The organism is Luteimicrobium subarcticum (assembly GCF_002798015.1).
GTDB lineage: Bacteria > Actinomycetota > Actinomycetes > Actinomycetales > Cellulomonadaceae > Luteimicrobium > Luteimicrobium subarcticum.
The window spans coordinates 78,670-92,331 of record NZ_PGTZ01000013.1 but is presented as its reverse complement, the minus strand read 5'-3'; the positions used below and the strand labels follow the sequence as shown (position 1 = coordinate 92,331).

The 13,662-nt window shown below is 74.4% G+C and carries 14 protein-coding genes and 1 tRNA gene; 8 read left to right on the top strand and 7 right to left on the bottom strand.

The window, feature by feature from the left end:
- The first annotated feature begins 99 nt into the window (after positions 1-99).
- Both CLV34_RS15540 and CLV34_RS15535 read left to right on the top strand, forming a co-directional pair.
- Entirely contained in the window at positions 100-1,308 is a 1,209-nt protein-coding gene (locus CLV34_RS15540) for a molybdopterin-dependent oxidoreductase (RefSeq protein WP_100351224.1), read from the top strand.
- Positions 1,305-1,829 carry a hypothetical protein gene (locus CLV34_RS15535; RefSeq protein ID WP_211289489.1) on the top strand — a complete coding sequence of 175 codons (525 nt, stop codon included), beginning with the start codon at positions 1,305-1,307 and terminating at the stop codon, positions 1,827-1,829. The genes CLV34_RS15540 and CLV34_RS15535 overlap by 4 nt, the downstream gene beginning before the upstream one ends.
- Here CLV34_RS15535 and CLV34_RS15530 read toward each other — a convergent pair.
- The 3 genes from CLV34_RS15530 to CLV34_RS15520 are packed head-to-tail and all read right to left on the bottom strand — an operon-like array spanning position 1,729 to position 3,913.
- The gene (locus CLV34_RS15530; RefSeq protein WP_211289488.1) at positions 1,729-2,478 is read right to left on the bottom strand and encodes a class I SAM-dependent methyltransferase; all 750 of its coding nucleotides are present in this window, start codon (positions 2,476-2,478) and stop codon (positions 1,729-1,731) included. The two genes, CLV34_RS15535 and CLV34_RS15530, sit on opposite strands and share 101 nt — an antisense overlap.
- Positions 2,475-3,212 carry a TIGR04282 family arsenosugar biosynthesis glycosyltransferase gene (locus tag CLV34_RS15525; protein ID WP_100351223.1) on the bottom strand — a complete coding sequence of 246 codons (738 nt, stop codon included), beginning with the start codon at positions 3,210-3,212 and terminating at the stop codon, positions 2,475-2,477. The genes CLV34_RS15530 and CLV34_RS15525 overlap by 4 nt, the downstream gene beginning before the upstream one ends.
- Positions 3,209-3,913 (bottom strand): glycosyltransferase family 2 protein, encoded by a 705-nt coding sequence (locus CLV34_RS15520; protein ID WP_100351252.1) that lies wholly within the window; start codon positions 3,911-3,913, stop codon positions 3,209-3,211. The genes CLV34_RS15525 and CLV34_RS15520 overlap by 4 nt, the downstream gene beginning before the upstream one ends.
- Positions 3,914-4,053: 140 nt before the next feature.
- Between CLV34_RS15520 and CLV34_RS15515 the strand changes: the two genes are divergently transcribed.
- The 4 genes from CLV34_RS15515 to CLV34_RS15500 all read left to right on the top strand — a co-directional run bounded on the left by CLV34_RS15515 (position 4,054) and on the right by CLV34_RS15500 (position 6,959).
- Entirely contained in the window at positions 4,054-4,428 is a 375-nt protein-coding gene (locus tag CLV34_RS15515; protein ID WP_245859294.1) for an ArsR/SmtB family transcription factor, read from the top strand.
- A complete protein-coding gene (locus CLV34_RS15510; protein WP_100351221.1) occupies positions 4,425-4,844 on the top strand; it encodes an arsenate reductase ArsC in 420 nt (139 codons plus the stop codon). The genes CLV34_RS15515 and CLV34_RS15510 overlap by 4 nt, the downstream gene beginning before the upstream one ends.
- A gap of 121 nt (positions 4,845-4,965) precedes the next feature.
- Positions 4,966-5,739: a response regulator transcription factor gene (locus CLV34_RS15505; protein WP_100351220.1), complete on the top strand. Its 774-nt coding sequence runs from the start codon at positions 4,966-4,968 to the stop codon at positions 5,737-5,739.
- Complete coding sequence (locus CLV34_RS15500; RefSeq protein WP_100351219.1) at positions 5,736-6,959, top strand: sensor histidine kinase; 1,224 nt, start codon at positions 5,736-5,738, stop codon at positions 6,957-6,959. The genes CLV34_RS15505 and CLV34_RS15500 overlap by 4 nt, the downstream gene beginning before the upstream one ends.
- A gap of 41 nt (positions 6,960-7,000) precedes the next feature.
- On the opposite strand, the gene CLV34_RS15495 is transcribed toward CLV34_RS15500, so the two are convergent.
- Both CLV34_RS15495 and CLV34_RS15490 read right to left on the bottom strand, forming a co-directional pair.
- Entirely contained in the window at positions 7,001-9,565 is a 2,565-nt protein-coding gene (locus tag CLV34_RS15495) for a glycoside hydrolase family 31 protein (RefSeq protein ID WP_100351218.1), read from the bottom strand.
- A gap of 119 nt (positions 9,566-9,684) precedes the next feature.
- Positions 9,685-11,085, bottom strand: a complete 1,401-nt coding sequence (locus CLV34_RS15490; protein ID WP_100351217.1) for an ABC transporter substrate-binding protein — start codon at positions 11,083-11,085, stop codon at positions 9,685-9,687.
- 146 nt (positions 11,086-11,231) lie between these two features.
- Between CLV34_RS15490 and CLV34_RS15485 the strand changes: the two genes are divergently transcribed.
- Complete coding sequence (locus CLV34_RS15485) at positions 11,232-12,287, top strand: LacI family DNA-binding transcriptional regulator (RefSeq protein WP_211289487.1); 1,056 nt, start codon at positions 11,232-11,234, stop codon at positions 12,285-12,287.
- Between the two features lie 176 nt (positions 12,288-12,463).
- Here CLV34_RS15485 and CLV34_RS15480 read toward each other — a convergent pair whose 3' ends face one another.
- The gene (locus tag CLV34_RS15480; RefSeq protein ID WP_100351216.1) at positions 12,464-12,859 is read right to left on the bottom strand and encodes an iron chaperone; all 396 of its coding nucleotides are present in this window, start codon (positions 12,857-12,859) and stop codon (positions 12,464-12,466) included.
- 239 nt (positions 12,860-13,098) lie between these two features.
- Here CLV34_RS15480 and CLV34_RS15475 point away from each other — a divergent pair.
- Positions 13,099-13,174 (top strand) — tRNA-Gly (locus tag CLV34_RS15475).
- 82 nt (positions 13,175-13,256) lie between these two features.
- Here the strand turns inward: CLV34_RS15475 and CLV34_RS15470 are convergent.
- Complete coding sequence (locus CLV34_RS15470) at positions 13,257-13,649, bottom strand: class F sortase (protein WP_100351215.1); 393 nt, start codon at positions 13,647-13,649, stop codon at positions 13,257-13,259.
- Positions 13,650-13,662 lie beyond the last annotated feature (13 nt).

Sequence of the window (13,662 nt, the reverse complement as noted above, 5' to 3'; positions counted from 1 at the left end):
TGCCCGGGTGCGCCTCCACGGGCGCCCGGACGGCGCCCCGTCAGCGGACCGTAAGATCCTGCGCCGCCGTCCGAGCCTCCACCGGCGAAGGATGGCCGCATGGGGAGCGCGCCGGACGACCGCCCGCCCACCGGCCGCGGTGGACGGATCGCGCATGCCCTGCAGGACCGTCTCGACCACCCGGCCCGCTCCACCCGCACCACCGTCGTGATCGGCCGGCTGCTCGGGCTCGCCCTCCTGATGTGCTTCGCCACCGGCCTGTACAGCCACTACCTCCAGGACCCCGCCTCGTGGATGCGGTTCCCCACCTGGCCGTCGAACCTCTACCAGATCACCCAGGGCGTCCACGTCGCCACCGGCATCGCGTCGATCCCCCTGCTGCTCGCCAAGCTGTGGAGCGTCTACCCACGGCTGTTCCAGTGGCCGCCGCTGCGGTCCGCGCAGCACGCCGTCGAACGCGTCCTCGTCGGGGTGCTCGTCGCCGCGTCCCTCGTCGAGGTCACCATCGGGCTCCTCAACACGTACCAGTGGTACGTCTTCCCGTTCCCGTTCCGCGCGATCCACCTGGCGCTCGCGTGGGTGGTGGTGGGGGCGCTCGCGATCCATGTCGCGGTGCAGCTGCCGAAGATCGTGGCGCACTGGTCGGGACGGTCGCGCGAGGTCCGGGGTGCTGGGGTCGAGGGGGTGGGGGACGGCCCTGCACCTCGCACCGCGGAGGCTTCGCGGCGGGGGTTTCTCGTCGGGGTCGGAACGGCGACCGCGGCCGTGGTGCTCGGCACGGCCGGGCAGTCCTTCGGGTGGCTGCGGCGGACGAACCTGTTCGGGGCCAGGACGCAGGCGCTCGGGCCGCAGGGGCTGCCCGTCAACCGGACGGCCGCCGCCGCGGGCGTCGAGCAGAGCGCGACGGACGCCGCCTGGCGGCTCGTCGTGGCCCACGGGGGGCGGACGGTCGCCCTGAGCCGCGCCGATCTCGAGGCCATGCCGCAGCGCGAGGTGGTGCTTCCCGTCGCGTGCGTGGAGGGCTGGTCCACGACGGCACGGTGGGGCGGGGTGCGCCTGTCGGACGTCATGGACCTCGTCGGGGCACCCCATGACGTGTCCGTGCGCGCCACGAGCCTGCAGCGCCAGGGCGGGCAGCGCGTCAGCGAGATGGGTCCCGAGTTCGCGAGCCACCCGGCGACGCTCGTGGCGTTGCGGATCGGCGACGACGACCTGCACCTCGAGCACGGCTACCCGGCACGGCTCATCGCCCCCGCCCGGCCCGGCGTCGAGCAGACGAAGTGGCTCGCGCGCCTGGAGACCACATGAGCCCGCGGTGGGTGCGGCCGACCCGGGTGGCCTTGCTGGGCGTCGGCGGGGTCGCGCTCGTCGTCGGCGGGTGGCAGCTCGTCGCCGCGCAGCACGTGGTGGACGTCGGCAGGTGGCTCGTCGGTGCGCTCGTCCTGCACGACGGGGTGTTCGCGATGTTCGTCGTGGGGCTGCTCCTCGGAGGCTCGGCAGCCGCCGGGGCGCTCGCGACACGCGGCGTCCGGGCTCCCCGCGGCGCCGGGGTGCTGCTCGCCGCCGGGCTGATGGTGGGCGGGGCGCTCACGCTCGTCGCGTGGCCCGAGATCCACAAGAAGTCGCTCGGGACGGCGAACCCGACCGTCCTGCCCGGCGACTACGCGACCCGCCTGCTCGGCGTGTGGGTCGCGATCGTGGCCGTGGTGGCCATCGGGACGCTCGTCCTCAGCGTCCGCGCTCGAGTGCGACGAACGACCGCCCGTCGCGGTGCCACTCCAGCGCGGGACGGAGCCCCACCCCGGACGCCCGACGACCGATCGTCCTGAGCCCCGCCTCCGCCCACGCGAACGGCGCGCTGGTACGACCCGCGGCGTCCACCGCCACGGCGTCGAAGGCGTCGTCGTGGCCCGGGTCGGGGTCTGCCTCGACGACCACGCGCCCTCCGGGCCCGACCAGCTCCGCGCACCGGGCCAGCAACGCGGTCACGTCCCCGCCGATGCCGACGTTGCCGTCGAGCAGCAGGACCGCGCCCCAGGCACCGGTACGGGGAATCGGGTCGAACACGGACCGGCACAGCACCGGCAGTCCCTGCGACCGGGCCAGCGCCACCGCGTCGGGCGAGACGTCGACGCCGAGCGCCGGGCGTCCCAGGTCGGCCGCCGCGCGCACCGCGCGCGCCGGCCCGCACCCGACGTCGAGCACCGCGCCGCGGGTGCGGCGCAGGACCTCCCGGTCGGCCGCGTCGGCGGGCGCGAGGTAGCGGGCGACGTCGTGCAGGACGGCACGGCTCGTCGAGGTCGCGTGCCGGACGACGCGCAGCTCTCCGCCGCCCGCGCGCAGGGCCGCGGCGTACGGGTGCGCACCGCCGCCTCCGAACGAGGCAGCGGTCCGCGCGCGGTCGAGGTCGCGGTCGATGCCGTCGTCGACGCGGCCCGTGATGCCCCCGTCGACGAACCCCACGGGTTGCGCCGTCACGCGGCGCCCACCAGGACCCCGTCGAGCACGCCGCCGGGCTCGGCGAGCCCGGCCAGCGCGCCGCCAGGGCGGGCGTCCTGGAGCACGAGCCGCAGGTCGTCCGCGGTGTCGACGTCCACGAGGGCCGCGAGCCTCCCGACGCGCAGCCCGTGGGCCTCGATCCGGGCGCGCTGGAGGGCACCCGTGTCGGCGCGCGACATCGGCACGCCGCGCACGAGCGACCCGGGACCGCCCGGGAGGCGCCGTGCCCGGTCGGCGCCCCCCGCGGTCGTCGCGAGCGCCCAGTACCCGCCGTCGGCGGCGGGCCCGAGCCACACGTCGGGCGGGGCGGTCGGGTCGTCCAGGTCGGGCGGGTCGGTGACCGGGGCCAGGTGCGCTGCGGTGAGCTGCGGCGTGTCCATGCCGACGAGCAGCAGCGGCCCGTCGACCACGTCGAGCAGGTGCCCGAGCCGCACGTCGAGGGTCCCGTGCGGCTGGGGCAGCACGTCCCACGCAGCGGCCTCGGGCGGCAGCGTCAGGGGGTCGTCGGCCCGCCCGTCGAGGAACAGGACGCGCCGTGCGGCGGGCACGTCCGCCAGCGCCCGGAGGGTGTCGGCGAGGCAGGCACGCGCGACGGCCGCGGCGTCGTCGAGCGTCAGCGGCGGGTGGAGCCGCGTCTTCACGCGCCCGGGGACGCACTCCTTCGCGACCACGACGAGCGTGGGTCCGGCCGCGCCCGAGTCCCCGCCCGTCACGACACCTCCCGCATCAGCCGGGACATGTCCTGGACGGCGCGCGCTGTGCCGAGCACCGTCCCCGTGACCTTGGACCGTCCGACGCGCGGCCGGTACGACACGTCGACCTCGCGCACCCGCCAGCCGGCGGCGGCGGCCCGCAGGAACACCTCGAGCGGGTAGCCGCTGCGCCGGTCGACGAGCCCGAGGCCGACCAACGCCTCGCGGCGGGCGGCGCGCAGCGGACCGAGGTCGTGCAGGGGGACGCCGGTGCGACGGCGCAGACGCGCGGCGAGCGCGAGGTTGGCGGCGCGTGCGTGCACGGGCCACGCCCCTCGGCCCTCGGTCCGGCGACGCCCGAGCACGAGGTCGGCGTCGTCGGCGAGGACGGGGTCGGCCACCAGCGGCAGCTCGGCCGGGTCGAGCGACCCGTCGGCGTCGCAGAACGCGACGACGGGCGCGGTGGCGGCCAGCAGGCCAGCGTGCGCGGCGGCCCCGAAGCCTCGCCGCGGCTCCGTGACGACGACCGCGCCGTGCGCCCGGGCGACGTCCGCCGAGCCGTCCGTGGACCCGTTGTCCACGACGATCGCCCGGTACCCGGCGGGCATCCGCGCGAGCACGCCGGGCAGCGCCGCCGCCTCGTCGAGGCAGGGCAGCACCACGTCGACGCGGGCGCGGGCGAGATCAGTCTCAGGGTCTGGGTCTCGGAGGTCTTCCGGCAGGTCGTCGGCCACGCTCCCGACGCTACGGACGACGCCCGCGCGCCCGTCCGGGAAAGTCTTACGGTCCGAGGACGGACGGCCGAGGTTCCGCGTCGCACCAACACATAGACAATTATCGATAGATGGTGGACGATGGGTCCGTGACGACCCCGCTCCCCCTCGCCCCCGATGACGCCACGGCGTCCTGCTGCGCGACCCCGCGCAGCGCCCTCTCGCCCGAGCGCGCCGACGAGGTCGCCACCCTGCTCAGGTCGGTCGCCGACCCGACCAGGGTGCGCCTGGTCGCCGCGATCGCGGCAGCCCCGGACGGCGAGGTCTGCATCTGCGACCTGACCGGGCCGTTCGGCCTGACCCAACCGACCCTGTCCCACCACATGCGCGTCTTGATCGACGCCGGGCTGGTCGCCCGTGAGCAGCGCGGGCGATGGGCCTACTTCAGCCTCACCGTCGACGCCCGCCCGCTCCTCGCCGCCGCGCTCACGAGCGCGCTCCCCGCCGCGGGAGACGGCCGATGAGCGTCACCGACACCCCGGCCGTCCTGTTCGTCTGCGTGCACAACGCGGGACGGTCCCAGATGGCCGCAGGGTTCGTGCGCGCCCTGGCCGGTGACGCGGTCGAGGTCCGGTCAGCGGGTTCCGTGCCTGCGTCCCAGATCAACCCCGTCGCGGTCTCGGCGATGGCCGAGGTCGGCATCGACCTCACGGGCGAGCAGCCCCGCATGCTCACGGCGGGCGCGGTCCAGGACTCGGACGTCGTCGTCACGATGGGCTGCGGCGACGCCTGCCCGTACTACCCCGGCACGCGCTATGAGGACTGGGAGCTCGACGACCCCGCCGGCCAAGGCATCGAGAGCGTCCGACGGATCCGCGACGAGATCCGCGAGCACGTCGTCCAGCTGCTCGTGCCGCTCGGGGTGGCGCCCCCGACCTGACGTCCGGAGCGGCTCGACCGGACGGGTCGTCGCGCCCCCCAGGTCTTACGGTCCGAGGACGGACGCCCGTCGCACCCCCCGGCCGAGCGCCCGGCGCGGGCCTCCCGCCTACGCTGGACGGGTGGTCTCCTCCCCTGCCGCCGCACCCGGTGCGGCGGACGACGTGCTGACGGACCGCCGGGTCCTCGTCGTCGAGGACGACCCGACGGTCCGCGAGGTCGCGTGCCAGTACCTGCGGGCGGCGGGATTCCTGGTGGACCAGGCCGCGGACGGCGTGAGCGCGCTGCGGATCGCGGCCCGCGCACGCCCGGACCTCGTGGTGCTCGACCGCATGCTGCCGGGGATCGACGGGGTCGAGGTGTGCCGGCGCCTGCGCGCCGAGCACGGCACGGCCGTCGTGATGCTCACGGCGCTCGGCTCGACCGAGGACCGCATCACCGGCCTCGAGGCCGGGGCCGACGACTACCTGGCGAAGCCGTTCTCCCCGCGCGAGCTGGTGCTGCGGGTCCGGTCGGTGCTGCGCCGCAGCGTCACGGACCTCACCCCGGAGGCGGCGTTCGACCTCGGCCCGTTCCGGCTCGACCCGGGCGGTCGCACGCTCACGAAGGACGACGCGCCCCTCACCCTCTCCGTCCGCGAGCACGACCTGCTGGCGTTCTTCCTCAAGCACCCCGACCAGGCGTTCAGCCGCGAGCAGCTGCTGCGTGCGGTGTGGCGGTGGGAGTTCGGCGACCTGTCGACGGTGACCGTCCACGTCCGACGGTTGCGGGAGAAGATCGAGGACGATCCCGCGCACCCGGCGTGGCTGACGACCGTCTGGGGCGTCGGCTACCGGTTCTCCTCCGGCGCCGGCGCCTCGGCGAGCGCGACGCCCGCCGGCGGAGACCTCGCATGATCGCCCTCCAGGACCTCCTCGTCATCGTCGCGATCGCCGTGGCCTGCGCCCTCGTGGTGTGCGGCGTCGCGGTCGTCGTCCTGCTGCGGTGGCGCAGCGCGAGCCTCCTCGCGCAGGTCTGCGTGGTCGTCGGGGCGGCGGTCGTCGCAGCGCTCGCAGGGATGGTCGCGGTCGCGCAGGCCATGTACCTGTCGCCGCACGACCTGGTCGTCGCGCTGTGGGTCGCGGGGGTCTCGGGTGTCGTCGCGCTGGGCGGCGCGTCCGTCCTGGGCCTCTGGCTCGCCCGGGAGGTCCGCCGCGTCCGGACGCTGACGCGCGAGGTCGGTGAGGGGCGGACCGTCCGCGCCGTGCCGGGAGCCGGCGGGGGAGATCTCGCCGAGCTGGCGTCCGTGCTCGCGGAGACGAGCGAGAAGCTCGCCCTGGCGCGCGACGAGGCGGCCCGCACCGAGTCCGCCCGGCGCGACCTCGTCGCCTGGATCTCGCACGACCTGCGCACCCCGCTCGCCGGGCTGCGCGCCATGACGGAGGCCCTCGAGGACGGCCTCGCCGACGACCCGGAGCTCTACTACCGGCGCATGCACGCGCAGGTCGACCGCTTGTCGGGCATGGTCGACGACCTGTTCGAGCTGTCGCGCATCCACTCCGGGACCCTGTCGCTGACCCTCGAGCCGCTCGCGCTGTACGACCTGGTGAGCGACGCGGTGGCGGAGCTCGCTCCCCTCGCACGGTCCCGGGCGGTGAGTCTCTCGCAGTCGGGGCCGACCGACCTGACCGTCGTCGGCGACGCCCGCGAGCTCGCGCGGGTCGTCGGGAACCTGCTCATCAACGCGATCCAGCACTCCCCTGCGGGCAGCGAGATCCAGGTCATGACGACCGCGGAGCCGGGTGCCCGTGCGGCCGTGGGCGTGGTCGACGCGGGCGGCGGGATCCCCGAGGCGGACCTCACCCGGGTGTTCGAGGCGGGGTGGCGCGGGTCGTCGGCGCGCACGCCCCCTGCCGCGCTCGCGGCCACCGGCGACGCGGGCTCGGGCCGCACCGCCGACGACGCCCCCGAGGGCGGCCGCAGGGTGCGCGACCAGCCCGTGCCCGGCGGCGCAGGCCTGGGCCTCGCCATCGCGCGCGGTATCGCCGAGGCGCACTCGGGGGCGGTCCAGGTGCGGAACGTCCCCGGGGGGTGCCGGTTCGACGTGGTCCTCCCCCGCCTGGTACCGACCCCCTGAGGCCGTGGCGCGGGCCGCCACGGGCCCGGCCCCGCCCACGCTCACCCCTGCGCGAGCAGCACCTCGCCGAGCGCCGACTCGAGCACGCGCGGCAGCCCCAGCGCCTGGAGCCGCGAGACCACCGTCGTGAGCGAGCCGCCGGACGAGACGGTCCCCGCGATCACGCCCTGGATGCGCTCCTTGAGGTCGTACGCGACCTGCGCGCGGTCGAGCACGTCGAAGCAGCGGCCCACGACGTCGTTCGCACGCAGCCGCACGCCCCGCGACGCGTCCAGCAGCAGCACGAGCTCGGCGCCCACGGGAACGTCCTCGACGGTCACCGCGAACGCACCCCCCAGCCCTCGCGTCGTCGTGGATCCGACCCGGACGCCGTCGACCGTCGCCCGCACGACGTCGACGTCCGTCCGGCGGCCGCCGGCGAACGCCGGGAAAGACACCGTCCACGAGCGCGTCGCGGGCAGCGAGTCGAGGCCCGCGGTGCCACCGGCCGCCGGCCCGACCACGAGCCGCCCCGACCGCGCGTCCCCGCTCGCACCCGTGACCGCGCGCGCACCTGCCGGGTCGTCCCAGCGCAGCGGCGTGCGGACGACGCCGTCGGGGTCGGACCCGTCGCCCACGCCGTCGTCCTCGACGAGGTCGAACGCGCCGTCGGCGCCGACGACCACGACCACCTCGAGCGCCGCGGGGTTGCCGACGTCGTTGCCGGGCACCGCGCGGGCGTCGAGCGGGACGATCGCACCGGAGCGGGCGAGCACCGGCACGGACGACAGGTCGCGGTGCAGGACGATCTCGCGCCCGGTTCCCGGTCGGCCGGTCGCGTCCTGGTCGGGACCGACGTCGTAGACGAGGCCGGTGAACAGGTCGACCCAGGTGCCGGGCGGGAGCCACGCGGACGTCGACGCGGTGCGGGTCACGGGGTCGGACGGCGACGTGACGGGTGCGACGAGCAGCTCGGTGCCGAACGTGAACTCGTGCCGCTCCTCGTACGCCGGGCCGGCCTCGGGCCAGCGGTGGTACAGGGGCGCGACGAGCGGCGCGCCCTCGAACGCGGCGCGGTGGTTCATGGTGTGCAGGTACGGGACGAGGCGGTGGCGCAGGCGCAGCGCCTCGGTCATCGCGGTCCGGGCGGGCTCGGGGAAGGTCCACGGCTCCTTGGTGATGAACGCGTTGGACCCGGAGTGCAGCCGCAGCACGGGCGAGAAGACGCCGAGCTGGAGCCAGCGGGTCGCGAGCTCGTCGTCCCGGACGCCGTGCATGTGCCCGCCGATGTCGTGCGACCACCACCCGTAGCCGATGTTCGCCGCGGACGCCGTGAAGGACGGCTGGAAGGCGAGCGAGTCCCAGCTGATGACCGTGTCGCCGGAGAACCCGACGGGGTACCGGTGCGAGCCGGGACCGGCGTAGCGCGAGAAGGTCAGCGGGCGCCGCCCGTCGCGCGCCGCGTCCAGGAAGTGGAAGTGGTTGAGCATCCACAGGGGGTCGATGCCGGCGACCCGCGAGTGCGGCCCGGACTGCCAGTCGACCCACCAGAAGTCGACGCCGTCGTCCTCGAGCCGGCGGTGCAGGACGTCGAAGTACGCGGCGAGGAACTCGCGGTCGGTGACGTCGAACGCGACGGGGTCCCGCTGCGACGTGTCGCGCCCGAGCGCGCGGGCCATCTCCTCGTACGCGTCCTCGTGGGCGCGGACGCCGTCCGCGGGGTGCACGTTGAGCGTGACCCGCAGCCCGCGCTCGTGCAGCCACGCGAGGAACACGTCCGGGTCGGGGAACAGGTCGCGGTTCCAGGAGTAGCCGGTCCAGCCGGAACCGAGCGCGGGGTCGACGTCGACGACGTGCCAGTCCATGTCGATCACGCTGACGGAGAACGGCAGCCCCTCGGCGTCGAACCGTTCGATGAGCTCGCGGTACGTGCCGGCGGTGTACCGGTGGAAGCGGCTCCACCAGTTGCCGAGCGCGAAGCGCGGCAGCAGGGGCTGCGGTCCGGAGACCGCGTAGAAGGCACGCAGCGCCTCGGCGTAGTCGTGTCCGTACCCGAAGACGTACAGGTCGTGGCGCTCGCCCCCGGCCGGGGCAGGCGGCCGTGGCGCGACCCACCCGTCGTCCGTGAACAGCATCGACGCGGAGTCGTCGAGCAGCGCGAAACCGGTGCGGGACACCACGCCGTCCTCGAGCGGGACGGCGCCGTCCGCCTCGTCCAGGGTGCGGGCGGTGCCGCGCAGCGCCGGCATCCCCGCGACCGTGCCGTCGGCGTCCCCGAGGACCTCCCCGAAGCGCCACACCGAGTGGTAGACCGTCACCCCGCCGCGGACGGCGACCGACAGGCCGCTCGTCGTGAACCGCCCCCGGTCGTAGACCAGGTGGAGGCGCTCGGTGACGATCTCCAGGTGCGGGCCGTCCTCGAGGACCCGGAAGTCCGGGACGGGCAGCTCGCGGCACACCGCGAAGGACGACGCCCGGTCCTCGAAGACGCCGTCGTCGGCGTACTCGAGCCGCAGCAGCCCGTCCGTCAGGACGGTGATCCGGTACTTCTCGCCCTGGACCACCGCGCGCGGGTCCGCGATCGGACGCGTGCGCAGGGTGCGGGACGGTGGCGCAAGGGTGCTCATGGGTGACTCCAACGGTAACGAGAAGATGCGCCGGCCGGTGGGCGGAGCGGTGCCCACCGACCGGCGCAGGCGGACCGGCCGAGATCCGGATGGAGGCCGGGCCGAGCTGGGGTGGTGTGTCAGGAGTTGGAGTCGACGACGCGCTGTGCCTGGGTCTGCGCGTCGCTCAGCAGCTTGTCGATGTCGGCGTCCTTCTGCGTGAGGATGGTCTGGACGACGTTGTCGAGCTTGGCGTAGACGTCCTGGGTCCCGACGCCGGGCTCAGGGACGAGCGGCTGGCCGAACACGTTGTCCGTGTACCCCGTCATCTGGTCGAGAGGGACGTTGACGTACGGCTTGATCCACTCCTGCTGCTGCTGGTAGGTCGCCTGGTCGAAGATCGGGAGCTGAGGCGCACCGACCGGCTGCTTGTTGGCGACCGACTGCTCGGCGGACGCCACGGCGGCGTCCTTCGAGACGAGCTGCTGCACGTAGTAGAAGTCGATCCACTTCACGGACGCGATCTGCTCCTGCTGGGTCGCCTTGGCGGACACCGCGGCGAGCGTGCCGCCACCGAGCGCGCCGGCGTCGTCACCCTGCAGCGGCAGGACGGTCAGGCCGTAGTCCTTGACGTCCATGTTGTTCTGCGTGATGAGGTTCGGCAGGTTGCCGCCGCCCGACACGTACATGCCGATCTTGCCGGCGGCGAAGTCCTGGTTGATGCCGGCCCAGTCGTAGAGGAAGTTCTGGCCCATCGAGTTGTCGGTCCAGCGCAGGTCGTGCAGGTACTGCGCGACCTCCTTCATCTGGTCGGTGTCGACCGTGGCCGTGGTCGTGCCGTCCGCGGTGTCCTCGACGCGGCCGCCGAAGGCGTTGTCCATCGTGGTGAGGATCCAGCCGCCGGTGTTCGACTTGGTCATCATCGCGAGGCCGGCCATGCCGGTCTTGTCCGAGATCTGCTTGGCGTCGGCGCGGACCTCGTCCCACGTCGTCGGGGGCTTGTCGGGGTCGAGCCCGGCCTCGGTGAACAGCGCGCGGTTGTAGTGCAGGCCCTGACCGTAGGCCGCGATCGGGACGGCCCACATGTTGCCGTCGGCGTCCTCGCCCTCGGTGGCGACGTTCTTGTTGAACGTGTCGGCGTACGGCAGCTGCTTCACGAGCGGGCTGATGTCGGCGATCTGCTCCTGCGCGATGAGGCCGCGCCCGTCGGTGAACGGGATCGGGAAGACGTCGGGCAGGGTGCCGCCCGCCAGGTCCGCGGTGAACGTCGTGGCCGTCCAGGTGTACTCCTGGGACTTCACGGTGATGAGCGGGTTGGCCTTCTCGAAGACGGCGACCCGCTGGTCGAACTGGGCCTTGGCGTCAGCGTTGAGGCCCTGGTCGATCGCCACGGTGATGGTGACGGGTCCGCTGAGCGTCGCGGCGGCGGACGGGCTCTCGGGGCTCCCGCTGCTGCCGCTGCTGCACGCGGTGAGCGACCCCAGACCGAGCGCAACGGCTCCGACGGCGCCGGCGGCACGCCACATGGTCGATGACTTCATCGTCTCTCCTTGAGATGTCCGGCCGCGGCCGGGTGGTCGTCGTGCGCCCTCTCGTCTCCACGTCGAGACTCAAGGTTTAGCGCTACACGTTTAACGCTAAACGCGGATAGGATCCCCGTCAAGACCCCAGTTTCGAAGGAGCACCGGTGCCGCGCGTCACCCTCAAGGACATCGCCCGCGAGGCCGGCGTCAGCGTCATGACCGTCAGCAACGTCGTCAACGGCAACCGCGGCCGCGTCTCCCCCACCACCGCCGCCGAGGTCGAACGCATCGTCGCCCTCCGCGGCTACGTCCCCAACGCGTCGGCCCAGTCCCTCGCCGCCGGCCGCACCCGCCTCGTCGGGCTCCTCGTCCCCGCCGGCACCGACGACGACGACCTCCTCGTCAGCCCCCACGACGTCTCCGTCATGGGCGCCGTCGAGACCGCGCTGCGCCGCCGCGACCACCACCTCATGCTCCGCGGCGTCGCCGACGCCCGCGACGTCCTCGACTCCGTCCAACGCTGGAACCTCGACGGCGTCGTCGTCATGGGCTTCACCGACGACGCCCTCGACGACCTCGCCCTGCCCGACGACCTCCCCACCGTCGTCATCGACGCCTACTCGCCCGGCGTCCACGGCCCCGCTGCTCCGGCCCGCACCCGGACCGTCCGCACCGACGACCACGAAGGCGGGCGGCTCGCCGCCGAGCACCTCCTCGCCCTCGGGCACACCGACGTCGTGTTCTGCGGCCCGACGCTCACCGCCAGCCACGTCGTCGAGCAGCGCCTCGCCGGGTTCCGGTCCGCGTTCGCGGCCCACGACGTCGCATGGTCCCCCGCGAGCATCGTGCCCTCTTGGACCACATACGCCGACGGGCTCTCCGCGGGCGCACGCATCGCCCACGAGCACCCCACCGCGACCGCCGTGTTCGCCACCGCCGACGTCCTCGCCGCCGGGCTCGTCCGCGGGCTCGCGCAGCACGGCGTCGACGTGCCCGGTCGCGTGTCCGTCGTCGGGTTCGACGACGCCGAGATCGCCCAGCAGGTCACCCCCGCCCTCACGACCGTCCGGCAGGACACGCGTCGCAAGGGCGTGCGCGCCGCCGAGCTGCTGCTCGACCTCGTCGACGCGGGTGCCGGTGCGGGAGGCGACGACCGGGGTGACGCCGACCTCATCGGCGTCGAGCTCGTCGTGCGGGCGTCCACCGCCCCGCCCCCCTGACCCCCGCGGTCCGGCACCCCGCGGTCCGGCACCGCTGGTCCGTCGCCGCTGGTCCGTCGCCGCTGGTCCGTCGCCTACGCAAGGTCGCTTCGCGTCCGTTGCGGCGCACGCGAAGGGCCGAAGTGCACGCGAGCTCCGGCCGGTGACCGCGTGACGCCCTGTGCGGACGTCCTCGGTCAGGGCGCTCCGGGACCAGGACGCCCGGGCCCCGCGCGCTCAGGCGCGCGCGCGTCGATCTCGGCCCGCCGCAGCTCCACGACGCGCCGGAGGACGTCGTCGGGCACCGGGTGCGCGGCGTCGAACCGGATCGTCCCCTTCGACAGCGAGAACCCACCGAGGTCGTCGGCGACCTGCGCGACGACCTCCCCGCTGAACGGCACGACCGAGAGGTGGTGCTTGTTCTCGACCGGCGCGACGAGCCCCTTGCCCCGATACACGAGCGCCGCCATGGCGTACTTGGTGCCCTGCTCGGCGTCGGGGACGACGTCCAGCGCGATGTCGCGCACGTGCTCCAGTGCCGTCCGCGACGCCGCGTCGGTCACGGACGCGAGGTAGTCGTCGAGGTCACCCATCGTCCGACGCTACGTCCGCCGCCCCGGTACCGCGATGCGGCCGGCCGGCCCGCGAGCTCGCGTCCGTCTCGGCCCTTCGCGCGCGCCGCAACGGACGCGAAGCGACCTTGCGTAGGCGACGGACCGGCGGGGCGGGCGCGGGACGGGGGCGGGCACGGGCACCGGGCGGTCGGCGCGGGCGACGACGTCGACTAGACTGAGGACGCGCACGCACCCAGTACAGGGTCTCCAGCGCGCACGCGGACGTGGCTCAGTTGGTAGAGCATCACCTTGCCAAGGTGAGGGTCGCGGGTTCGAATCCCGTCGTCCGCTCCACAGCACGGCTCGACACAGCACGACTCGACGGCGGGGGCACCATCACGGTGCCCCCGCCGTCGTCGTGTGCGGCGGCACTCCGTCAGGACACCGGGGTCGCGACCAGGACGACGTTGTCCCGGTAGTGCCCGGTGGACGCGTCCCACGTCCCGCCGCACGTCATGAGGACGAGACGCCGCGGGCCCGTCTCGTCGAAGATCTGGTCGAGCGGGAGCCGGCTCTTCGCGACCAGCAGCACGGACCGCACCGCGTAGTGCGCCGTGGCCCCGGACGCGTCCCGCACGTCGACCCGCGCTCCCCGCCGCACGTCCTGGAGGCGCGCGAACTGTCCGATGCCCTGGAGCGTGTCGACGTGCGACGCGAGGACGGCGCTCCCGGCACGGGAGGCCGGCGCCGGGCCGTACCGGTACCAGCCCGCGACCTGGCCCGACGCGGGGATCTGCAGGGTGCCGTCTGCGGCGACGCCCGCCGGCACGACCCGGACGGAT

Bases quoted from the DNA above. Each gene is read 5' to 3' on its own strand.
- CLV34_RS15540 (WP_100351224.1), top strand. From the start codon at position 100: ATGGGGAGCGCGCCGGACGACCGCCCGCCCACCGGCCGCGGTGGACGG.
- CLV34_RS15535 (WP_211289489.1), top strand. From the start codon at position 1,305: ATGAGCCCGCGGTGGGTGCGGCCGACCCGGGTGGCCTTGCTGGGCGTC.
- CLV34_RS15510 (WP_100351221.1), top strand. From the start codon at position 4,425: ATGAGCGTCACCGACACCCCGGCCGTCCTGTTCGTCTGCGTGCACAAC.
- CLV34_RS15500 (WP_100351219.1), top strand. From the start codon at position 5,736: ATGATCGCCCTCCAGGACCTCCTCGTCATCGTCGCGATCGCCGTGGCC.
- CLV34_RS15495 (WP_100351218.1), bottom strand. From the start codon at position 9,565: ATGAGCACCCTTGCGCCACCGTCCCGCACCCTGCGCACGCGTCCGATC.
- CLV34_RS15490 (WP_100351217.1), bottom strand. From the start codon at position 11,085: ATGAAGTCATCGACCATGTGGCGTGCCGCCGGCGCCGTCGGAGCCGTT.
- CLV34_RS15480 (WP_100351216.1), bottom strand. From the start codon at position 12,859: ATGGGTGACCTCGACGACTACCTCGCGTCCGTGACCGACGCGGCGTCG.